Annotated in this window: 22 protein-coding genes and 3 pseudogenes; 18 read left to right on the forward strand and 7 right to left on the reverse strand. The window is 70.6% G+C overall.

The window, feature by feature from the left end; all coding sequences use genetic code 11:
• The coding region (locus tag ACFFNX_RS16200; protein ID WP_378201955.1) for a hypothetical protein at window positions 1-187 on the reverse strand (187 nt) is incomplete at its 3' end.
• Between the two features lie 429 nt (window positions 188-616).
• On the opposite strand from ACFFNX_RS16200, the gene ACFFNX_RS16205 reads away from it, so the two are divergent.
• The 9 genes and pseudogenes from ACFFNX_RS16205 (at window position 617) to ACFFNX_RS16245 (ending at window position 7,994) form a co-directional block, all read left to right on the forward strand.
• Window positions 617-1,018, forward strand: coding sequence for a roadblock/LC7 domain-containing protein (locus tag ACFFNX_RS16205; RefSeq protein WP_285576345.1), 402 nt, complete (start codon window positions 617-619; stop codon window positions 1,016-1,018).
• 2 nt (window positions 1,019-1,020) lie between these two features.
• Complete coding sequence (locus tag ACFFNX_RS16210) at window positions 1,021-1,473, forward strand: DUF742 domain-containing protein (protein WP_378201960.1); 453 nt, start codon at window positions 1,021-1,023, stop codon at window positions 1,471-1,473.
• Between the two features lie 19 nt (window positions 1,474-1,492).
• The gene (locus ACFFNX_RS16215; RefSeq protein ID WP_378201963.1) at window positions 1,493-2,053 is read left to right on the forward strand and encodes a GTP-binding protein; all 561 of its coding nucleotides are present in this window, start codon (window positions 1,493-1,495) and stop codon (window positions 2,051-2,053) included.
• A gap of 39 nt (window positions 2,054-2,092) precedes the next feature.
• Window positions 2,093-2,869: an SGNH/GDSL hydrolase family protein gene (locus tag ACFFNX_RS16220; RefSeq protein ID WP_378201966.1), complete on the forward strand. Its 777-nt coding sequence runs from the start codon at window positions 2,093-2,095 to the stop codon at window positions 2,867-2,869.
• A gap of 105 nt (window positions 2,870-2,974) precedes the next feature.
• A pseudogene (locus ACFFNX_RS16225) lies at window positions 2,975-3,904 on the forward strand (integrase core domain-containing protein).
• A gap of 274 nt (window positions 3,905-4,178) precedes the next feature.
• A complete protein-coding gene (locus tag ACFFNX_RS16230; RefSeq protein WP_378201969.1) occupies window positions 4,179-5,168 on the forward strand; it encodes a LacI family DNA-binding transcriptional regulator in 990 nt (329 codons plus the stop codon).
• Window positions 5,169-5,178: 10 nt separating this feature from the next.
• Window positions 5,179-5,934 (forward strand): ATP-binding cassette domain-containing protein, encoded by a 756-nt coding sequence (locus ACFFNX_RS16235; RefSeq protein ID WP_378201972.1) that lies wholly within the window; start codon window positions 5,179-5,181, stop codon window positions 5,932-5,934.
• Between the two features lie 64 nt (window positions 5,935-5,998).
• Complete coding sequence (locus ACFFNX_RS16240; protein ID WP_378201975.1) at window positions 5,999-7,018, forward strand: ABC transporter permease; 1,020 nt, start codon at window positions 5,999-6,001, stop codon at window positions 7,016-7,018.
• Window positions 7,019-7,031: 13 nt separating this feature from the next.
• On the forward strand, window positions 7,032-7,994 hold the full coding sequence (locus tag ACFFNX_RS16245) for an ABC transporter substrate-binding protein (RefSeq protein WP_378201978.1): 963 nt from the start codon (window positions 7,032-7,034) through the stop codon (window positions 7,992-7,994).
• Between the two features lie 385 nt (window positions 7,995-8,379).
• Here ACFFNX_RS16245 and ACFFNX_RS16250 read toward each other — a convergent pair whose 3' ends face one another.
• On the reverse strand, window positions 8,380-9,006 hold the full coding sequence (locus ACFFNX_RS16250) for an ATP-dependent Clp protease proteolytic subunit (protein ID WP_378201981.1): 627 nt from the start codon (window positions 9,004-9,006) through the stop codon (window positions 8,380-8,382).
• Window positions 9,003-9,620 (reverse strand): ClpP family protease, encoded by a 618-nt coding sequence (locus ACFFNX_RS16255; protein WP_378201984.1) that lies wholly within the window; start codon window positions 9,618-9,620, stop codon window positions 9,003-9,005. Before ACFFNX_RS16255 ends, ACFFNX_RS16250 begins: the two co-directional genes overlap by 4 nt.
• A gap of 64 nt (window positions 9,621-9,684) precedes the next feature.
• Between ACFFNX_RS16255 and ACFFNX_RS16260 the strand changes: the two genes are divergently transcribed.
• Together ACFFNX_RS16260 and ACFFNX_RS16265 are read left to right on the forward strand one after the other, a co-directional pair.
• Window positions 9,685-9,975: a type II toxin-antitoxin system Phd/YefM family antitoxin gene (locus ACFFNX_RS16260; protein WP_378201987.1), complete on the forward strand. Its 291-nt coding sequence runs from the start codon at window positions 9,685-9,687 to the stop codon at window positions 9,973-9,975.
• A gap of 71 nt (window positions 9,976-10,046) precedes the next feature.
• Window positions 10,047-13,571, forward strand: a complete 3,525-nt coding sequence (locus tag ACFFNX_RS16265; protein ID WP_378201990.1) for an AAA family ATPase — start codon at window positions 10,047-10,049, stop codon at window positions 13,569-13,571.
• A 1-nt stretch (window position 13,572) separates the two neighbouring features.
• Here the strand turns inward: ACFFNX_RS16265 and ACFFNX_RS16270 are convergent, their stop codons facing one another.
• Window positions 13,573-13,836: a hypothetical protein gene (locus tag ACFFNX_RS16270; RefSeq protein ID WP_378201993.1), complete on the reverse strand. Its 264-nt coding sequence runs from the start codon at window positions 13,834-13,836 to the stop codon at window positions 13,573-13,575.
• A gap of 23 nt (window positions 13,837-13,859) precedes the next feature.
• On the opposite strand from ACFFNX_RS16270, the gene ACFFNX_RS16275 reads away from it, so the two are divergent.
• The 5 genes and pseudogenes from ACFFNX_RS16275 to ACFFNX_RS16295 all read left to right on the forward strand — a co-directional run bounded on the left by ACFFNX_RS16275 (window position 13,860) and on the right by ACFFNX_RS16295 (window position 16,183).
• Window positions 13,860-14,000, forward strand: a complete 141-nt coding sequence (locus ACFFNX_RS16275) for a hypothetical protein (RefSeq protein ID WP_378202017.1) — start codon at window positions 13,860-13,862, stop codon at window positions 13,998-14,000.
• Window positions 14,001-14,055: 55 nt separating this feature from the next.
• Window positions 14,056-14,304: pseudogene (locus ACFFNX_RS16280) on the forward strand (SH3-like domain-containing protein); the annotation flags it as partial.
• Between the two features lie 10 nt (window positions 14,305-14,314).
• Window positions 14,315-14,758: pseudogene (locus ACFFNX_RS16285) on the forward strand (nitrile hydratase subunit alpha); the annotation flags it as partial.
• A 69-nt stretch (window positions 14,759-14,827) separates the two neighbouring features.
• A complete protein-coding gene (locus ACFFNX_RS16290) occupies window positions 14,828-15,883 on the forward strand; it encodes an LCP family protein (RefSeq protein ID WP_378201996.1) in 1,056 nt (351 codons plus the stop codon).
• 147 nt (window positions 15,884-16,030) lie between these two features.
• Entirely contained in the window at window positions 16,031-16,183 is a 153-nt protein-coding gene (locus tag ACFFNX_RS16295; protein WP_378201999.1) for a hypothetical protein, read from the forward strand.
• A gap of 137 nt (window positions 16,184-16,320) precedes the next feature.
• On the opposite strand, the gene ACFFNX_RS16300 is transcribed toward ACFFNX_RS16295, so the two are convergent.
• Window positions 16,321-17,214: a DUF72 domain-containing protein gene (locus ACFFNX_RS16300; protein WP_378202002.1), complete on the reverse strand. Its 894-nt coding sequence runs from the start codon at window positions 17,212-17,214 to the stop codon at window positions 16,321-16,323.
• A gap of 24 nt (window positions 17,215-17,238) precedes the next feature.
• Here ACFFNX_RS16300 and ACFFNX_RS16305 point away from each other — a divergent pair, with 24 nt between their 5' ends.
• Both ACFFNX_RS16305 and ACFFNX_RS16310 read left to right on the forward strand, forming a co-directional pair.
• Window positions 17,239-17,724: a glutathione peroxidase gene (locus ACFFNX_RS16305; RefSeq protein WP_378202005.1), complete on the forward strand. Its 486-nt coding sequence runs from the start codon at window positions 17,239-17,241 to the stop codon at window positions 17,722-17,724.
• Window positions 17,607-18,191, forward strand: a complete 585-nt coding sequence (locus ACFFNX_RS16310; protein WP_378202008.1) for a TIGR00725 family protein — start codon at window positions 17,607-17,609, stop codon at window positions 18,189-18,191. Before ACFFNX_RS16305 ends, ACFFNX_RS16310 begins: the two co-directional genes overlap by 118 nt.
• A gap of 151 nt (window positions 18,192-18,342) precedes the next feature.
• Here the strand turns inward: ACFFNX_RS16310 and ACFFNX_RS16315 are convergent, their stop codons facing one another.
• Entirely contained in the window at window positions 18,343-18,747 is a 405-nt protein-coding gene (locus ACFFNX_RS16315) for a nuclear transport factor 2 family protein (RefSeq protein WP_378202011.1), read from the reverse strand.
• A gap of 86 nt (window positions 18,748-18,833) precedes the next feature.
• Window positions 18,834-19,601 carry a hypothetical protein gene (locus tag ACFFNX_RS16320; RefSeq protein WP_378202014.1) on the reverse strand — a complete coding sequence of 256 codons (768 nt, stop codon included), beginning with the start codon at window positions 19,599-19,601 and terminating at the stop codon, window positions 18,834-18,836.
• Between the last annotated feature and the right edge of the window lie 138 nt (window positions 19,602-19,739).

Raw genomic sequence — 19,739 nt, forward strand, 5'->3', positions numbered from 1 at the left:
CCGGCCGCGGCTCCGGCTCGACCGCTCCGTCGCGTTCGTCGCGTCCGCAGGGAGTGCCGCCCTCCAGGCCCGGCCCGCCGCCGGGCCCACCACAGGAGCCTCCGGCGCCCAGGCCGGTGCCGTCCCAGGCACAGCCCCAGCCGGCGGGCCCGGCGTTCAATGAGCGCCGCTCGGTGCCGGAGAGCAACGGACGCTCCCCTATCTTCGAGGCAATGCAGTCGGAATGGTTTCAGCGGCGTAAGACGGGATCGATGAACCGTGCTGATTCCTCCCCACCGAGGGAGTGGTCCTCGCCCGGCGACGAGGGATGGCGGGCCGCGGAGACGGTCCGCGCCCCCGCGACCGGCGGACAGACCAACGCAGGCCTGCCGAAACGGGTTCCCGGGAGCAACCGGATCCCCGGTTCGGTCCGTCCGGCGCCGATGCCGGCCCAGTCGGCACAGCCGGCACAGCCGGCCCAGTCGGCACCGTCCGCGCAGCCTGCGCAGCCCGCACCCCGGGTGGAGTCCCGCCCGCCGCAGGCGGAAACCGTACGGAACCGTTTCGCGAGCTTCCAGCAGGGCGTACGGAAGGGTCGCGCCGCGATCCAGCCCGAAGATGATGAACGGGAGAACCAGTGAACAGCCGCCAGGACCTCAGTTGGCTGGTGACGAACTTCGTCGAACGCGTGCCGCGCGTCGCGCACGCCGTGGTGGTCTCCTCCGACGGTCTGCCGATGGCGTACTCGGAAGGCTTCCCGGCCGACCGTGTCGATCAGCTCGCCGCGATCGCGTCGGGACTCACCAGCCTCACCCAGGGAGCGGCCCGTATCTTTGAGGGCGGTGCGGTCACGCAGACGCTCGTCGAGATGGAGCGAGGGCTGCTCTTCGTGATGGCGATCAGTGACGGTTCCGTGCTAGGCGTTCTCGCCGCACCCGACTGCGATATGGGATTGGTGGCGTACGAGATGGCACTGCTCGTCGAGCGTGTGGGCCGCGTGCTGACGCCCGCGCTCCGCGCCGAACCCGGGATCGGTTAAGGGTGGACGGCGGCAGGTACGGGAATTACGGGTTCGGCCCTCAGCACGGGTCGAACCCCGGTCCGCACCGAGACCCGCCGCCGGGGCCGCCCTCGTCGCCGCCCTCGGAAGCGGGAGATTCGAGTTCGCTGGTCCGGCCGTACGCGGTCACGGGCGGACGCACCAAGCCACGGTACGACCTGCCGATCGAGGCACTGATCTCGGTCGCTCCGTATCCACGGCAAGACATCACGACTCTCACCCCCGAGTACAAAGCCATCATCGATCTATGCCGCAACTGGCGTTCGGTGGCGGAAGTGTCGGCCCTGCTCAGACTGCCGCTCGGCGTGGCTCGTGTGCTGATCGCGGACATGGCACACGAAGGCCTGCTACGCCTGCATCAGTCTCCCTTCACTGAGGGGCAGCCTGACCTCCAGCTGCTGGAAAGGGTTCTCAGTGGACTTCGCAAGCTCTAACCCCGGTGCCTCCCCCGGGATGACCTCGGTCAAGATCATTGTCGGGGGAGGTTTCGGTGTGGGGAAGACGACCTTCGTCGGTTCGGTCTCGGAGATCATGCCGCTGACCACCGAGGCCGTCATGACCTCGGCCAGCACCGAGGTCGACGACCTGTCCTCCACTCCGGACAAGACGACCACGACCGTCGCGATGGACTTCGGCCGGGTCAGCCTCGATCGGGAGCTGATCCTCTACCTGTTCGGCACGCCCGGACAGCACCGGTTCTGGTTCATGTGGGACGACCTGGTGAAGGGCGCGATCGGTGCGGTGGTCCTCGTGGACACGCGCCGGCTCGCCGACTCCTTCGCCGCGGTCGACTACTTCGAGGAGTCGGGGGTGCCCTTCGTCGTGGGCATCAACGGCTTCGACGGGGTCTACACCCACACGATCGAGGACATCCGCGAGGCGCTCACGATCGGCGCGCACGTGCCGATCATCACCTGTGACGCGCGCAACCGCGAGTCCACCAAGGCGACGCTCATCACGCTGGTCGAGCACGCCCTGTCGATGCGCGGCCGAGGAGTGCCCATCAACCACTGAGGGGCCGTGATCGTCCAAAGGTGCCGTCATGCATCATTGATGGACGTGACCGACTCCGAATCGACGTACTCCTCATACGTGGCCCTCGGTGACAGTTTCACCGAGGGCCTCGACGACCCGGATCCCGCCGGCGGCTACCGCGGCTGGGCCGACCGGCTCGCCGAGCATCTCGCCGCCTCCACCACCGGCCTGCGCTACGCCAACCTCGCCATACGCGGGCGGCTGCTGGGCCAGGTGGCGACCGAGCAGGTCCCACGCGCCGTCGAGCTGCGGCCGGACCTGATCACGCTCGCCGCGGGCGGCAACGACCTGCTGCGCCCGCGCGCGGATCCGGACCGGCTCGCCGTCGTCTTCGAGGACGCGGTACGACGGCTGCGGGCGACCGGCGCCGAGGTGCTGCTCTTCACCGGCTTCGACACGCGCGACGTGCCGGTGCTGCGCCGGATCCGCGGCAAGGCGGCGATGTACAACCTGCACCTGCGCTCCATCGCCGACCGGCACGACTGCCGGGTGGTGGACCTGTGGTCGATGCGGACGCTGCTGGACCCGCGCGCCTGGGCACAGGACCGCCTCCACCTGTCACCGGACGGGCACCGGCGCGTTGCGCTGGCCGCCTGCGAGGCACTAGGCGTCGAGGCCACCGGCGACTGGCGAGAGCCCTGGCCGGCCGCACCGCCCGTCGACTGGCTGACCTCCCGGCGCAGCGACCTGGAGTGGGCGCGAACCTATTTCGTGCCGTGGATCCAGCGGCGCCTGCAGGGCCGCTCGTCCGGCGACGGCCTCACGGCCAAACGCCCGGACCTCCACCCGCTCTAGGCGTACTGACCATGGAGGTTGGTAGGGGCGACACGGTGGTATAGGGAGGATCTCCTGGCGGGGTGTGTGTCATCGCAACATGCACATCTCGTCTGGGAGGTCTTGGTGGTCCGCGCTGATGCCGAACTGACGCCGCGGGGGCGGTTGGAGCTTCTGCGTTGCGTCGTGGAGGACAAGTGGCCGCCGGCGCGGGCGGCTGAGCGGTTCCAGGTCTTACCCATGACGGCCGAGCGGTGGGTGGACCGGTACCGGCAACACGGTGCCGCCGGGGTTAGTGACCGTTCCAGCCGCCCGCACCACAGCCCGTTCCGGACCCCACGCAAAACCGAGCAGCGGATCATCACCCACCGGCTGGGACCGGCCCGGATCGCCGGCCGGCTGGGGCTGAACCCGGCCACGGCGCACCCGGTCCTGGTCCGCTACCCCTGACCCACCTGGACCGGGGAACCGGCCGACCGATCCGCCGCTACGAACACGACCAGCCCGGCGACCCGATCCACATCGATGTCAAAAAGCCGGGCAACATCCCCGACGGCGGCGGCCGACGCACCATCGGCCGCGGTACCGGCAGACGCAACCGGGCCACCACTCCCGGTGCCACGCGGGACCGGCACGGCGGAGCGCACCCGGGCTATGGCTATCCGCACACCGCCATCGATGACCACTCCCGCCCGTGCCTACACCGAGATCCTGGCCGACGAACACAAAAGAAACCGCCGTCGCGTTCTGGCAACACGCACACACCCACTTCACCCGCTGCGGCATCTCTCTGGCGCAACGCCCTCGCCGCCGCCGGTCACCCACAAGCGCACCGGCCCCAACCGGCCCCAAACCAACGGCAAGGCCGAACGTTTCCACCGCACCCTGACCAACGAATGGGCCTACGCACGCCCCTACCGCTCCGAGGCCGAACGTCGCACTGCCCTCGCGCCCTGGCCGCACATGTACGACCATCACCGCGGCCACACCGCACTCGGCGGCCTCCCACCCGCCAGCCGCATCACCAACCTGACGGGACAGAACACCCAGGCCTAAGGCGCGTACCGTGCTTCGGCCGGGGAGTGGCCGACGGCCGGGCACCGCGTGCTACGGGCGGGGGCGTCGCGGCGGGTGGCGGGCGGCCGATTCGTGCCGTGGCCGGGCGGCAGGCTTGACGCCGGGTGCGCGGAGATGAGATGACAACGTTGTCGTCCTGAGAGATCGCCCAGGGGCCGCGCCGATCGCGCCGCAGGGTTCCGGGCAGTCTCTCACGGTCGGCGGTTTCGACGCCCGTCCAGCCGATGTCTTGAGGGAGCCCATGCGGCCGACCATGCGTGATGTCGCCCGGCATGCCGGCGTGAGCCTCAAGACGGTCTCGCGCGTCGTCAACGGCGAGGGTGGCGTGCGGCCGGACACGACCGCGAAGGTCAACGCCGCGATCTCCGCGCTGGGCTTCCGCCGCAACGACATCGCCCGCGCGCTGCGCGGCGGAAAGCGCACCCGCAGCCTCGGGCTCGTCATCAAGGACGTCGCCAACCCCTTCTACTCCCAGATCGCGCGCGGGGTCGAGGAGGTCGCGCGCACGCACGACCTCCTGGTCATCTCCGGCTGCTCGGACGAGGACCCCGCGCGCGAGCGCCACCTCATCCGGTCGCTGTGCGAGCGCCGGGTGGACGGCCTGCTCGTCGTGCCCTCCGGCAACGACCACCGCTATCTGATCTCCGAGATCAGCATGGGCACCCCGGCGGTCTTCATCGACCGCCCGCCCGAGGAGGCGCTCGAGGCCGACGTGGTCCTCATCGACAGCGTCGGCGGGGCCCGCTCGGCCGTCGCCCACCTCCTCCGGCACGGCCACCGCCGCATCGCCTGCCTGTCCGACCTGCCCGGCATCTTCACCGCGAGCGAGCGCCTGCGGGGCTACCGCGAGGCGCTGAGCGAGCACGGCATACCCGTGGACGAGACCCTCGTACGCCCGGGCCGGCACGACGTGACCGGCGCGGAGTCGGCCATGGCGGAGCTGCTGGCCCTCGACGACCCGCCGACGGCCGTCTTCACCGGCAACAACCGGCTGACGGTCGGCGCGCTGCGGGCCATCCAGGCCGCCGGCGCGGGCACGGCGCTGGTCGGCTTCGACGACCTGGAGCTCGCCGACATGCTCGCCACGCCGGTGACCGTCGTGGCGCACCAGCCCGTGGAGATGGGCCGGCGCGCGGCGGAGCTGCTGTGCCGCCGCATGGCGGGCGAAGAACTGCCCCCGCAACGCGTGGTGCTGCCGACCCACCTCATCGTCCGTGGCTCCGGGGAGCTGCCGCCGCCCTAGGAAGGTGCACATGACGGAACCGCTGCTCGAAGCACGAGGCGTCACGAGGCGTTTCGGTCATGTCCAGGCCCTGCGAGGGGCCGCCTTCACCGCGTACGAGGGTGAGGTCGTCGCGCTCATCGGCGACAACGGCGCGGGCAAGAGCACCCTGGTCAAGACGCTGGCCGGTGCGCTGCGACCCCACAGCGGCGAGATCCTCCTCGACGGCCGCCCGGTGCACCTGGCCGATCCGGTCGACGCGCAGCGGCTCGGCATCGAGACCGTCTACCAGGACCTCGCGCTCGCCCACGACCTCGACGCCGCCGCCAACCTCTTCCTCGGCCGCGAGCCGACCCGCTTCTCGTTCCTCAACGTGCTCGACCGGGGCGCGATGCGGCGGCGGGCGGCGGCGGCCTTCGACGAGCTCGGCATCCGGCTGCCGGACATGTCCGCGCCGGTGCGGCAGCTGTCCGGCGGGCAGCGTCAGTGCGTCGCCGTGGCGCGCGCGGTGGCGTGGGCGTCGCGCGTGGTGTTCATGGACGAGCCGACCGCCGCGCTCGGCGTCGTCCAGCGAAAACAGGTGCTCGACCTCATCCGGCGCGTCCGCGACCGCGGCGTGACGGTCGTCCTGATCAGCCACAACATGCCCGAGGTGCTCGCCGTCGCCGACCGGGTGGAGGTGCTGCGGCTGGGCCGCCGGGTGGCCCGGTTCGCGGCCGCGGACACGTCGGTGGAGCAGCTCGTCTCGGCGATGACCGGAGGACTGGACCAGGAGGAGACCGCATGAGCGTACGGAGTGGGCGAATCGATGAACGCGCGCGCCGGGTCTCTTCCCCGACGAAGGAGGGCTCATGACCACGACGACGACCGCCGCCGCGGAGGAGACCACGGAGGCGGGACGGATCCCGGCCCTCCTGCGCTCGAACACGGTGTGGACGCTCGCCGTCCTCGTCGCCCTGTTCGTGCTGTTCGCCGTGCTCAAGCCGGCCGAGTTCGCCACGACCTTCAACGTCCGCAACGTCGCGACCGACTCGGCCATCCTGCTCGTCCTCGCGGTCGGCATGACCTTCGTCATCGTCAGCGCCGGCATCGACCTGTCGGTCGGCTCGGTGCTGGTCTTCTCCGGCGTCGTCGCGGCCAAGACGATGGTCGCGCTGGGCGGCACGACCGCGGGCTGGGGCGGCATCGCGCTCGGCGCGCTCGCCGGGATGGGCTGCGGTCTCGGCTGGGGCCTGGTGAACGGCCTGCTCGTCGCGAAGGCGAAGATCCCGCCCCTCATCGCCACCCTCGGCAGCCTCGGCGTGGCCCTCGGCCTCGCCCAGGTCATCACGGGCGGCAGCGACGTGAACCGGATCCCCGCCAAGCTGGCCAACGCCATCGGGTACGGCCTGGTCGCCGGGGTGCCCTGGCTCGTCATCATCGCCGTGCTCATCGCGGTCGTCTTCGGGCTGCTGCTCGCGTTCACCCGGTTCGGCCGCCACACGTACGCGATCGGGTCCAACGCAGAGGCGGCGCGCCGGGTCGGCATCAAGGTCGACCGTCACCTCATCAAGGTGTACGCGCTGTCCGGTCTCCTGTCGGGCGCGGCCGGCGTGCTGTCGCTCGCCCATTACACGACCACCACGATCGCCAGCCACACGTCCGACAACCTGAGCGCGATCGCGGCCGTCGTCATCGGCGGCGCGAGCCTGTTCGGCGGTGTCGGCACCGTCGCGGGAACGGTGATCGGCGTGCTGATCCCCGGCGTCCTGCGCAACGGTCTCATCATCCTCGGGGCACAGCGGTTCTGGCTCGATGTCGCGGTCGGTGCCGTACTGGTCGTCGCGGTCTTCTTCGACCAGTTGCGGCGGCGAGCGCGAGAACGTCGATAAAGGAGGCACATCGGTGAACAGGTACGTCGTCGTGGTGGCCGCGCTGTCACTGGCCCTGACCGGCGGGTGCGGGAGCGGTGGCTCCTCGTCCGGAGGCGGGGGCAAGAAGCTCACCCTCATCCAGGGGATCGCGAACGAGCCGTTCTACATCTCCATGTACTGCGGGGCCAAGGACGAGGCGGCGCGGCTCGGCGCCAAGCTCAGCGTCCAGGCGCCGGCCCAGTGGGACGTGGCGCAGCAGACCCAGGTGGTGACGTCGGTCGCCGCGTCACGGCCGGACGCGGTGCTGATCGCCCCGGTCGACAAGGACGCCATGGCCGGCCCGGTCCGCCAGCTCACCGGCAACGGCAGCAAGGTGGTCTTCGTGGACACCGAACTGGCCGACCAGTCCGTCGGGCTGTCCCGGGTGTCCTCCGACAACCGGCTCGGCGGACGGCTCGCGGCGCAGACGCTGGCGAAGCAGATCGGCGACAAGGGCAAGGTGATGGTGCTCGCGCCGACGCGGGGCATCGCCACCACCGACGACCGGGTGGCCGGCTTCAAGGAGGAGATCGCCAAGCATCCGGGCATCACACTGGCCTCGGAGCAGTACCCGGGCGACGACGCGGGCAAGGCCACCGAACTGGTCAACGGTGAGCTGTCCAAGAGCCCGGATCTGGCGGGAATCTTCGCCTCCAACCTGGTCACCGGCGAGGGGGCGGCGGCGTCGCTGAAGCAGGCCAAGAAGGTCGGCAAGGTGAAGCTCATCGAGTTCGACGCGAGCCCGAAGCAGGTCGAGGACCTGCGGGCCGGTACGATCCAGGGCCTCATCAGCCAGGAGCCCTTGGAGATCGGACGCCAGGGCGTCGACCAGGCGGTGAACGCCCTCGACGGCAAGACCGTGACCAAGCACATCCAGACGCAGCTCGTGGCGGTCACCAAGGACAACGTCGACAGTCCCGCCGTCGCCAAGTACCTGTACAAGCAGAGCTGCTGACACCGAGGCGCCGAGAACCCCCTGACTACGGGCAGAGCCACGTCCAGAGCCGGTCCGCCCGGATCCGGCCCGTCTCTGGAACCGGTCGGTCCGGACCCCGCCCGCTCGGACCCCGCTCGGACCCCGCCCGCTCGGACCCCGCTCGGACCCCGCCCGCCCTGGGGGGCCGACCCCAATTCCATTGTCCAGTGGCCGGTCGCACTGGGGGAAGGGGCGTGTCGCGGTTGTGGACGACAGGCCCGTGAGCCCTTGTCCGCCCTGGACGACAGGCCTGTGAACCCTTGTCCGCCCTGGGCGGCAGGCCTGTGAGTCGTCGTCCGACATGGACGACAGGCCCGTGAACCCTCGTCCGGTCTGGGCGGCGGGCGAGGGCTCACGGGAGGGGTCAGCGGACCTTGCGGCTGGTGATGATCTCGTCGATGAGGCCGTACTCGCGTGCCTCCTGTGCGGTGAGGAAGCGGTCGCGTTCGATGTCGGTGCGTACCTGCTCGACCGTGCGGCCGGAGTGGCGGGCCAGGATCTCCTCCAGCTCCTCGCGCTGACGGATGATCTCCTTCGCCTGGATCTCCATGTCGCTGGTCGGGCCGTACCCGCCCTCGGTGTGAGGCTGGTGGATGAGGACGCGCGCGTGCGGCAGTGCGGCGCGCTTGCCCGGTGAGCCGGCCGCCAGGAGCGTCGCCGCCGCCGAGGCGGCCTGGCCGACGCAGGTCGTCTCGATGTCCGGCTTGACGAACTGCATCGTGTCGTAGATGGCCGTCATCGCGGTGAGCGAGCCGCCGGGGGAGTTGATGTACAGGCTGATCGTACGGTCGGTGTCCATCCCCTCCAGCGCGATGAGCTGGGCGATCACGTCATTGGCGAGCGTGTCGTCGATCGGCGCTCCGACGAAGACGATCCGCTCCTCGAACAGCTTGTTGTATGGGTTCATCTCCTTGACCCCGTACGACGTGCGCTCGACGTAGGACGGCAGGATGTACCGGGCCTCGACGCCGATCGGCTCGTGAATCCTCACGGCGCCACACCTCCCGCCTCCAGGGCGCTCGTCACGACGTGGTCGATGAGGCCGTACTCGCGGGCCTCCGCCGGGGTGAAGTAGCGGTCGCGGTCGGCGTCGTGCTCGATCTGCTCGAACGGCCGCCCCGTGTGCTCGGCGATCAGCTCCAGGAAGCGGTGCTTCATGTGCAGCGACTGCTCGGCCTGAATGCGGATGTCGGACGCGGTGCCCCGGATGCCGCCCAGGGGCTGGTGCATCATGATGCGCGTGTTCCGCAGCGCGTAGCGCTTGCCGGCGGTGCCCGCGGTGAGCAGGAACTGTCCCGCCGAGGCCGCCATGCCGAGCCCGAACGTCGACACGTCGTTCGGCAGGTACTTCATCACGTCGTACATGGCGAACATCGCGTCCATCGATCCGCCCGGCGAGTTGATGAAGAGCTTGATGTCGCGCTGCCCGTCCTGCGCCGCGAGGAGCAGGAGCTGTGAGCAGACCCGGTTGGCGAGGTCGTCGTCGATCTCGGACCCGATGAAGACGATGCGCTGTGTGAGCAGCCGCTGGAACACCTGGTCGGTGACACCCGCCTCCGGCAGCTCGGTCACCCGTGCGCGCGGCTCGTACGTCGGGAAGTCCATGGTCCACACCTCCTAGAGTTCTGTACAGAATAGCAAAACTGTACAGAATGCTAGAATCGTTGGCATGACACGAGAGGTGCCCGTGACCCAGGCCCGCGCCGAGCTGGCGGAACTCGTCAGCCGCGTCGGGTACAGCGGAGAGCGGATCCTGCTGACCCGCCACGGCAAGGCCCTCGCCGCGCTCGTCCCCGTCGACGACCTGGAGGCGCTCGAACGCCCGCCGGCCGAGATCGGATTCACCTTCGCCACGCAGCCGGAGCCGCAGCCGGAGCCCGAGCCGCGCGAGCGATCCGAGCGCCGGTCCGGCCCGCTGCGCATCGCCGCCGAACACCGCGACCGGGGGCGTCCGCGCTGAGCGCGTTACCCTCACCAGGGCCGATTCGCTCGCGGCTGCGGCGTCCGTGGAAACGGTCGTAAGGTCTACCCGTGAGCGCCCCACGCCTACCCGAACACCTCGGCCTGCTCCTGACCGACGAGCCCGTGCTCGACGTCTACTCCCACGGTCCGTGGAGAGTGCCCGACGGCCTGTACGACGAGGTGCGCGAGCGCGCGGTGAAGTTCGACCGTGACGACCGGGCGAAGGAGCTGACCAGCGGGCTCAGCGACTTCTACGGCGCCGACACCTCGGCGGCGGGCGCGGAGCTGTGGTCGCTGCTCACCTTCCTGCTCGGCGCCTCTGCGATCCGCGCGGGCTCACGCGGTGACGTCGACTACGAGCTGTTCGCCGGCTTCCTCGCCAAGCCCGAGGCCCCGGTGCGCGACCCGTACGCGTGGTTCAGCCAGGGCGGCCGGCTGCGCCCGCCCGGCCTGTGGCTCGTGGAGAACGTCGGCGACGAACCCGACCGGCGCGAGACGATGTACACGCTCGCCCGCGAGGCCCTCGACGTGCTCGAGGGCATCGAGCCGATCGAGAAGCGCCGGCAGGCGATGATCACGCTGTACGACCGGCGCGCCGCCGACCCGCAGACGCACGCCGCCGACCTGAGCACCCCGCAGGGCGAGCTCGAACGCCTCTGGGCGCTCGACCTGCCCGAGGACACGCTGGCCGCGCTGCCCGAGCTCGCCGGGCCCGTCGGATACCTCGGCTGGGTCTGCTCGGGCTGGGTCGCCGCGCACGAGCGCCTGACGTCGGCGGTGCCCGGCCACGACGCGCTCGACGTCGCGCTCGCCCGGCTGCTGCTCCAGGCCGAGGTCACGGCGGTGCCGGCGGAGATGGCCTTCGCGATCGGCGTCGAGCGCTACGGATCGGTCCAGGAGCACGTCCAGCGGCTCCGGGAGGGCTTCCGCGTCGACTCCTGGCAGGCCGACGTACGGTCCTGGCTGGCGCGCGGGCTCGTCGCCGGAGAGGCGGGTGTCTGCCGCGCCTGGCTCGACATGGCGCTGCGCATCACCGGCTGCGTCCAGGGGCTGCCCGAGACCGCCGTCAGCCCCAAGTGCCGGGTGCCCGTACGCGGCTTCCAGATGGACCTGCGCCGGCTCTTCCAGGCGCCCACGGTCGTCAACCCCCTCACCGCGGCGTTCGCCGGCCCCGCGCCGGCCGAGGAGGCGCGCGCCGCCGAGGTGGCCGACGAGGTCGCGGACGACATCGTCGGCCGGCCCGACCTGGTCGCCGCCGTCACCGAGGTGCTGCGCGCCGACGCGGCCCGCCCGGTGCGGCTGCTCATCAGCGGCCCGGACGGCACCGGCAAGGGCACCGCCGTACGCGCGCTGGAGAGCGCCCTGATGACGCGCGGCGACATACGCGAGACGGTGTGGGTGTCGGACCAGGTCTTCGCCAACCTCCACGTCAGCGACACGATCCTGTACTTCCTCGCCCGGGTGCGCGAGTGCCTCGAAGGCCGCCTCCTGGTCATCGACGGCCTGGACCGCATCCTCGCCTTCGACAACTGTGGCAGCGGGTTCGCCGAGGAGCTGCGCCGCGCCCTCGAACGCCACCAGAAGCTGCACGTCGTCGTCCTGTGCCGGGTGGGCGGCGACCGCCGGCTCTTCGACGCCAACCCGGCGCTGCACCAGCACTTCCGCGTCGCGCGTACGCAGGAGTTCGGCGAGGACGACTACGCCGAGCTGTTCCGCCGCGCCGTCGCCCGGCGCGACCTGACCGTCGCGCGCGAGACCGGGGCCACCGCAGGCGTGCTGCTCACCCGCACCCCGCCGCTGCTGAACCTCCGCGGCGCACGCCTCGTGGAGTACCTCGCCGAGCAGTGCGTCACGGCGGCGGTGGCGCGCGGCGAGACCGAGGTCGCGCCGGGCGACCTGCCGCAGCGGGTCATCGCCGGCGGTGCCGAGCAGTCCGACCCGATGGCCGAGCTGGAGTCGTGCGTCGGCCTGGAGTCGGTCAAGAGCGAGGTCCGCCTGCTCGTCGCCGAGGCGGAGGCGGCGCGGATGCGCCGCGAGGCCGGCATGCCGGTGGCCATGCGGCCCAAGCACATCGTCTTCAGCGGCGGCGCCGGCACGGGCAAGTCCAAGGTCGCCCGCATCCTCGGGCGGATCTACGCCGAGCTGGGCGTGCTCTCGTCCGGGCACCTCGTCGAGGTCGACCGCTCCGACCTCGTGGGGGAGTACGTCAGCGAGAGCGGCCCCCGGGTGCGCCGCGCGGTCGAGCGGGCGCAGGGCGGCATCCTGGCCATCAACGACGCCCACAACCTGATGCCCGGCGAGTCGCCCCGCAACCGCGAGGCCGTCGACGTGCTCCTCGCCTCCATCCAGGCGCTGACCGAGGACCTCGTCGTCGTGCTGTGCGGACCCGAGGGGCCGATCAACGGCCTGCTGAAGAGCGACGCGGAGGTGTCCGCCTACTTCCCCAAGCGGCTGCGCTTCCCCGGCCTGACCGAGGACGAGCTCATCGAGATCTTCATGGCCAAGGCCGCCGACGCCGGCTTCGCGCTGCGCGAGGGCGTGCTGGAGAAGGTCCGCGAACTGGTCCACGGCAGCACCCGCGACAGCAAGGTCGGCAACGCCCGCGTCATGATCAACCTGCTGGACCGCGCCATCGCGATGCAGTCGCGGCGCGTCCTCGACGACGGGGTGCTCACCGACGACGAGTCCCTGGACGAGATCTTCGGGGACGACATCCCGAGCACGCTCATCGCGAGTGGCCACGTCGACCTGCCCGGCGACCCGCTCGCCGAGATCGAGAAGCTCATCGGCCTGGACACCGTCAAGCACGAGGTGCACCTGCTCGTCGCCGAGGCACGGGCCGAGCAGCTGCGCCGCGACGCGGGCATCCCGATCGCCCCGCCCACCCGCCACATGGTCTTCACCGGCAACCCCGGCACGGCCAAGACGACCATGGCCCGCCTGCTCGCGGCCGTCTACGCCAAGCTGGGCCTGCTGTCGTCCGGGCACCTGGTCGAGGTCTCCCGCGCCGACCTGGTGGGGGAGTACATCGGGCAGACCGCGCCCAAGGTACGGGCCGCGGTCGAGCGTGCGCTCGGCGGCGTGCTGTTCATCGACGAGGCGTACGCCCTGACCCCCGCCGACTCCGGCCGCGACTACGGGCACGAGGCCATCGCCGAGCTGCTCAAGCTCATGGAGGAGCACCGCGCGGACATCGTCGTCATCGTGGCCGGTTATGAAGGCCCGATGCTGCGGTTCCTGGAGTTCAACCCCGGTCTCGCCTCGCGGTTCCCCCTGGTGCTGCGCTTCCCCGACTACACCGACGACGAGCTGGTGGCGATCTTCGAGGTGATGGCCGCGGACGCGGGCTTCAGCCTGGGCGACGGTGTGCTCGACGCCGTACGCCGCCACCTGCGCACCGCCGCCCGCGGCGAGTCGTTCGGCAACGCCCGGCTCATGCGCAACCACCTGGACCGCGCCATCGCCCTGCAGGCGCGCCGCATCACCCGCGAGGACGACCCGGCGCGGACCGACGTCGGCACCCTGCGGGTCGAGGACCTGCCGGAGACCGAGGGCACCTCGAACTCCGACGACAACCTCGGCCAGTACCTCTGACTCAGCTTCCCCGCAGGTACTCGATGTAGAGCGGCCGGAGCTCGTCGGCGACCTCGCCGCCGCCCGAGTGGACCAGCTCGTTGAGGATCGACGACAGGTGGGACACGTCGGCCTCGGCCTGGTCGGTGTGGCCGGCGGCCGCCTGGGCCGCCGGGATGGCCCTGGTCAGCCGCCACAGGAAGGCCACATCGAGGTGGCGTACGGCGCGTTCGACCGCGCGGTCGTGCAGCTGCTTGGACGTCAGGTTCTCCAGCTCTTCCTCCATGTCCTCCAGCCAACCAGACGGGCCTGGCCGCACGGGGGTCCAACCTCGACGAGATGCGCGACGCGATCGAGCGGATCCCTCCCGGGGACTACCTGCCCACCTCCTACCACGAGCGCCGGCTGGTCGCCATGGAGATGATCCTCCGCGAAAAGGGCCTGGCATGACCGGGCGGGGTGAGGCGACCGGAGGCGAGGCCCCCCCTCCGGCGAAGGAGGTCCCATGACCGCGTACACGCCGGGCACCCGGGTACGCGCGCGGCCGGGCGACCCCGCGCACCACACGCGTGTGCCGCTCTACGTTCGCGGCCACGTGGGGGAGATCGTCGAGTGGGAGGGCGAGTGGCCGCTGCCCGACGACCGGGCGCGCGGCATCACCCCGCCGCGGGTCGAGGCGGGGTACGCGGTGCGGTTCCCGGCCCGTGACCTGTGGGGCGCGGGCGGGCACACGGTGACCGTGGACCTGTGGGAGTCCTACCTGGAGGGCCCGGATGGTCGCCCGGGCGTGGACCGACCCGGGCTACCGCGAGACCCTGCCGCCCGACGCGAACGCCGTGGCCGCCGGCCTCCCCACGTCCGGCTACCGCCTGCGCGCCGTCGAGAACACTCGGTCGCTGCACAACGTGGTCGTGTGCACGCTGTGCTCCTGCTACCCGGTGACGCTTTTCGGCCCCTCGCCGGGCTGGTACCGCAGCTTCGCCTACCGTTCCCGCGTCGTACGCGAGCCGCGCGCCGTGCTGGAGGAGTTCGGGCTGACGCTGCCGGACGACGTCGAGATCGCCGTGCGGGACGCCGGCTCCGAGACGCGTTATCTCGTCGTCCCCCGGAGGGCGACCTGCCGGAGGAGGAACCGGCGTCCCGCGTCACCCGCCGGGGCCTCATCGGCACCGCCGCGGTCTAGAGCCCCGTGCCCTACGGGAGAATGACGCCTCCCGGCCCGGAATCACTCGTCAAGCTGACGCCTCCACTCGGTGAGACCCTCTACGGTGTCTGCCATGAGCGATTGGGTGGATCACGGGCAAAGCGGCGCAGCCCCGTACGCCGGCGACCGGCGGGCGTACGACGAGGGGGGCCGGCCCGTGGGCGGCCGGCGGCGCCGTCGCTGGGGACGGATCACCCTGATCGTCATCCTCGTCCTGCTCCTGCTGCTGATCGGCGCGTACTTCTACCTCGACTCGCGGCTGAACCGCATCGACGTGTTCACCGACTACCCGGGGCGGCCCGGGGACACCCCGGGCACCAACTGGCTGATCGTCGGCTCCGACAGCCGGGCGGGCCTGTCGAGCGAGCAGCGCAAGAAGCTCCACACCGGCAAGGCCGAGGGGAAGCGCACCGACTCGATGATGCTGCTGCACATCGGTGACCACGGCACGACCCTGGTCAGCCTGCCGCGCGACTCCTATGTCCCGATCCCGGGGCACGACCCCAACAAGCTCAACGCCGCGTACGCGTTCGGCGGACCCAAGCTGCTGGTCCGTACGGTCGAGGGGGCCACGAAGATCCACATCGACCACTACGCGGAGATCGGCTTCGGCGGGTTCGTCGGCATGGTCGACGCGGTCGGCGGGGTCGACATGTGCATCCCCCAGCGGATCAAGGACACGGACGCGGGGATCGACCTGAAGAAGGGCTGCCAGAAGCTCAACGGCCCGGAGGCCCTGGGCTTCGTCCGCACGCGCCACGCGTTCGCCAGCCAGGACCTGCAGCGGGTGCAGAACCAGCGCAAGTTCCTGGCCGCGCTGACCCACAAGGCGACGAGCCCCGGCACGCTGCTCAACCCGTTCCGCATCGTGCCGTTCGTGCTCCGCTCCACCAGCGACTTCTCCGTGGACAAGGACGACCATCTGTATAACGTGGCGGGTTTCGCCTGGGCGATGCGCGGCCTGACCAAGGGCGACGGCCTCACCACGACGGTCCCGATCGGCGGGAACGGCTACTCGGCGAGCGCCGGCGCGTACATCACCTGGGACACGACGAGGGCCGGCGAGCTGTTCCGCGCCCTCCGCGAGGACCAGCCGGTACCGAAGAGCCTGCGGTCGACGACCTCCTGAGCGGCGCGTGCGAACCGGCCCGACCAGGCCACCTTCCGGCCGGGAAGCCGACATCCTTTGCCGTTATTTGCGGGGCGTCGGTGCTGTCGGAGCGCAGGCGAGGGTAGTTACTCTACGTATCTAGGTCGATACGAGGAGTGACCAAATATGAAGAAAGTCGCCAAATGGGGAAGCTTGGGCTTCCTGGCGTTCTATCTGGTCAGCCAGCCCCACAAGGCGGCGAACGTCGTCCACGGCGCCCTCGGTGGTCTCACCGGCGCCGCCACGTCCCTGTCGAGCTTCGTGAGCGATCTACCCTGACCGTCGCCGCCGGAACCGGCCCGGTCCATCCGCCGCAGGGCGGACCCGCCGCCGCGGCGGCGTGACCGCCGCGACCTCGCCGTTCCGGCATGCCGCGTCGCCGGTGGGTCCCCTCCACGGAGGGGGCCTACCGGTCTTCAGCGGGACTCGTCTCCGTCGCCGCCGGCCAGGAGCGATGTGAGCTGCGCCGCGTTCCGTTGGGCGTAGTCCTGGTAGCAGTTGTTGAACAACACCTGCGTCGTCTCGGCGTTCTCCGCCAGGTCGCGGACCTTCGGTGCCAGCTCCGTCAGTTCCCTCTCCCGGTAGAGGTAGCCGAACCGGTCGTAGATGTTCTTGCTGGTCCACTTGTCGGAGTGGCCGTGCAGCCGGACCACGGCCAGGTCCGACGTCGCGGCGAAGACCGGCGGGATCGAGCTCGTGTGCCCCTGGGGCATGTCCACGCTGACGTACGGCACGGCGTACCTGGTCAGGAAGTCCAGCGTCTCCCCGCGGTTCTCCTCGCTCATCCAGGTCTTGTTGCGGAACTCCACGCAGATCCGCATCGGGTCGCAGCGGCGCTTGGCCTCCAGGATGTACTCCCTGTTCCGCTTCCCGATGACGAACCACGGGGGGAACTGGAACAGCAGCGCGGTCAGCTTCCCGGCCTCGTGCAGCGGCCACAGCGCGTCCAGGAACCGCTGCCAGACCTCGTCGGTCACCTCCTCCGGCAGGTCGCGCGGATAGAGGTTCTTCTTGTCCGGCACCTTCTCCCGCAGGTCCTTGTACAGCGCGCCGGGCCGGGTGGGGTGCTGGGTGAGCAGCGAGAACGCCTTCACGTTGAACGTGAACCCCTCCGGCGTACGGTCCCGCCAGTAGCCGACGGTGCGTTCGGCCGGCGGCGAGTAGTAGGTGGAGTCCACCTCGACGAGCGGGAACCGCGACGCGTAGTAGTTCAGGCGCTGCTCGGCCGTCTTCACCTCGGGCGGGTACCAGTCCGTCGCGAGCAGCGTCTTGTCGGTCCAGGAAGCGGTGCCGACCAGGATGTCGCCCATAGGACCAAGGTTAGGATCGACCTCGTGTCGATCTATGACGTGGATATCGAACGCCTGCAGGGCGGGCCCGCCGATCTCGGGCAGTACCGCGGCAAGGCGGTGCTCGTGGTGAACGTCGCCTCCAGGTGCGGCCTCACGCCCCAGTACGAGGGGCTGCAACGGCTCCAGGAAACCTACGGCGACCGCGGCTTCACCGTGCTCGGCGTGCCGTGCAACCAGTTCATGCGGCAGGAGCCGGGCACGGCCGACGAGATCGCGGAGTTCTGCTCGGCGACGTACGGCGTCTCCTTCCCGATGACGGAGAAGGTCGAGGTCAACGGGTCCGGCCGGCATCCGCTGTACGCCGAGCTCGTCGCCACCCCGGACGCCTCGGGGCACACCGGTGACATCCGGTGGAACTTCGAGAAGTTCCTCATCGGTCCCGACGGCGCGGTCGTGGCACGCTTCGCGCCGCAGGCCGAGCCCGACACCGACGAGGTGATCCAGGCGGTCGAGAAGGCCCTGCCCTGATCCAGGTCGCGGTCTGCGGCCCGGGTGACTGCACCGAGACGGAGCGGCGCGCCGCGTACGAGGTCGGCCGGCTGCTGGCCGCCCGCGGCGCCGTCGTGCTCTGCGGCGGGTACGGAGGCGTGATGGGCGCCGTGACCGAGGGTGCCCGTTCGGCCGGCGGGCTGGTCGTGGGTGTGCTCTCCGGCGCCGACCGGGCCGAGGCCCACCCGGGCCTCAGCGCGGCCGTCGCGACCGGCATGGGCCAGGCGCGCAACGCGCTGATCGTGGGCTCCGCCGACGCGGTCATCGCGGTCGGCGGCTCGTGGGGCACCCTGTCGGAGGTGGCCCACGCCCTGCGCCGGGGCACCGTGCCGGTCGTGCAACTCGGCGGCTGGCACCTGTACGACACCGACGGCGAACCGGTGCGGGGACCGATGGAGGCCACCTCCCCGGAGGAGGCCGTCGCCCTCACCGGCCTGTGGCCCTAAGGCGGTGTCCCGTAGATCTTGGCTGGTCGTCTGATGGATCATCGTCGTGGACGAGGAGCGGTTGAAACTCTTCCGGACCGGAACGGGCATCGCCTGACGGGACCCAGAATCCGGCTACGCGACCCGGTCACGTGATCCGGGGGGGCACCACCTACTGTGAGCGCAGCGTGTCGGCGACCGCCGCAGTGTCCCAATAGAACGGAACCATCTCGGCAATGAGCCCGTCCTTGACGGTGATCATTTGCATGACCGAGGTGTCCAGGACCCGGCCGGTGGCGCGGGCCTGCAGGCGGCCCCGGTTCAGCACCACGACAGCGTCACCATCGACCACGAACCTCTGCTCGAAGAACTCCAACGACCGCCACGCCTCGCTCATCGCGGCCATGAACTCCTCGATGCCGCGTGGCCCGCGCCAGGTGCCCCCGTACGGCAACCCGGGCGCCTGGTGCATCACCACCTCCGGGTCGAGACACTCAGCGATCTCATCGAAGCTGGCCTTGCCCATACCCCCGGCGGCGATGTAGGCGGCTTCAGCTGCGTAGAACTTCTGCAGCACGACCAAGGCGTCGCCCCGGGACACGTCTGTTCGCGGCTTAGCCGCCGATGCCACGATCGGACTTGAATTCATCGTGTTCTCCGTAGTCACCACCTCATGGTGGCGATCCGCAGGGATCGGCGCTGGCGACAATCCGTCATCACCGTCCGTACCGGCCGAAGACAGCGGTCGCATGGGCCGGTGCGCAGCGACCAGCGGGGAGTGTCCTCGCTCATCCGGAAACCGGACCCGTCCTCGATCTCGTCCGCGCGCGGATCGGTCAGCAGGTAGATCGCCAGCGTGTCCAGGTGTGCGCGCAGCCGGGGCAGGCCGTCCTCGGTCAGTTCATCCTCGTCGGCCTCGATCTCCACCTCGGGGGCGCCGAGCAGATGCATGCCGCAGCTGTAGAGCACGTGACCGTCGTAGATCGGCCGCTGCACCCAGGCGTCGACGAGCGCATCGGCCAGGCTCTCATCCTCGGCATCGGCCGCCCGGTCGGCCAGCGCGAGCCAGCGGTCCCGGCCGTGCGTGACTCCGCTGCTCTCGTTCTTCACCGCCGTGGCGCCGGACCGCAGCAGGGCGGCCGTCGCCGCCAGCAGCCGCCGTGACGTGTCGGCCGCCAGTTCCCGCGTCATCGGCGTGGACAGCAGGTAGCCGACCGTGTCGTGGGATTCCACCGCGGCCCGGTCCGTCTCGTCGAACGAGGCCGCCGCCATACCGGCCTCGAACGCCTTCGGCATCCGAGAGTCGGGCGCGGCCTCGGAGTACTCGCGGTCGAGTACGAAGCCGCCGAAGCCGGCAGCGGTCCGTTCCATCTCCGAAAGGTCCAGCCCGGAGCCGAGCACACACAGCACCTGCCGCGGAAACGCTTCCATCCCGGCACGTTATCGCCCCGCGGCGGAGGCCGCCCCGGGACCGCTAGTGCCGCATCAAGCAACGTTCGCCCTGTTGTGGTGATGCGCCGTGTGGGTGCTGGCTCCCGCCTGTATCTGGCGTCCAGTCTGTGCGGGTGG

Source organism: Actinoallomurus acaciae, assembly GCF_042429965.1.
GTDB classification, from domain to species: Bacteria; Actinomycetota; Actinomycetes; order Streptosporangiales; family Streptosporangiaceae; genus Actinoallomurus; species Actinoallomurus acaciae.

What these genes read in the sequence shown, in the direction of transcription:
- ACFFNX_RS16235 (WP_378201972.1), top strand. Translation starts at nt 5,179, where the DNA reads ATGACGGAACCGCTGCTCGAAGCACGAGGCGTCACGAGGCGTTTCGGT.
- ACFFNX_RS16240 (WP_378201975.1), top strand. Translation starts at nt 5,999, where the DNA reads ATGACCACGACGACGACCGCCGCCGCGGAGGAGACCACGGAGGCGGGA.
- ACFFNX_RS16300 (WP_378202002.1), bottom strand. Translation starts at nt 17,214, where the DNA reads ATGGGCGACATCCTGGTCGGCACCGCTTCCTGGACCGACAAGACGCTG.
- ACFFNX_RS16255 (WP_378201984.1), bottom strand. Translation starts at nt 9,620, where the DNA reads ATGGACTTCCCGACGTACGAGCCGCGCGCACGGGTGACCGAGCTGCCG.
- ACFFNX_RS16260 (WP_378201987.1), top strand. Translation starts at nt 9,685, where the DNA reads ATGACACGAGAGGTGCCCGTGACCCAGGCCCGCGCCGAGCTGGCGGAA.
- ACFFNX_RS16230 (WP_378201969.1), top strand. Translation starts at nt 4,179, where the DNA reads ATGCGTGATGTCGCCCGGCATGCCGGCGTGAGCCTCAAGACGGTCTCG.
- ACFFNX_RS16270 (WP_378201993.1), bottom strand. Translation starts at nt 13,836, where the DNA reads ATGGAGGAAGAGCTGGAGAACCTGACGTCCAAGCAGCTGCACGACCGC.
- ACFFNX_RS16295 (WP_378201999.1), top strand. Translation starts at nt 16,031, where the DNA reads ATGAAGAAAGTCGCCAAATGGGGAAGCTTGGGCTTCCTGGCGTTCTAT.
- ACFFNX_RS16320 (WP_378202014.1), bottom strand. Translation starts at nt 19,601, where the DNA reads ATGGAAGCGTTTCCGCGGCAGGTGCTGTGTGTGCTCGGCTCCGGGCTG.
- ACFFNX_RS16220 (WP_378201966.1), top strand. Translation starts at nt 2,093, where the DNA reads ATGGACGTGACCGACTCCGAATCGACGTACTCCTCATACGTGGCCCTC.
- ACFFNX_RS16215 (WP_378201963.1), top strand. Translation starts at nt 1,493, where the DNA reads ATGACCTCGGTCAAGATCATTGTCGGGGGAGGTTTCGGTGTGGGGAAG.
- ACFFNX_RS16290 (WP_378201996.1), top strand. Translation starts at nt 14,828, where the DNA reads ATGAGCGATTGGGTGGATCACGGGCAAAGCGGCGCAGCCCCGTACGCC.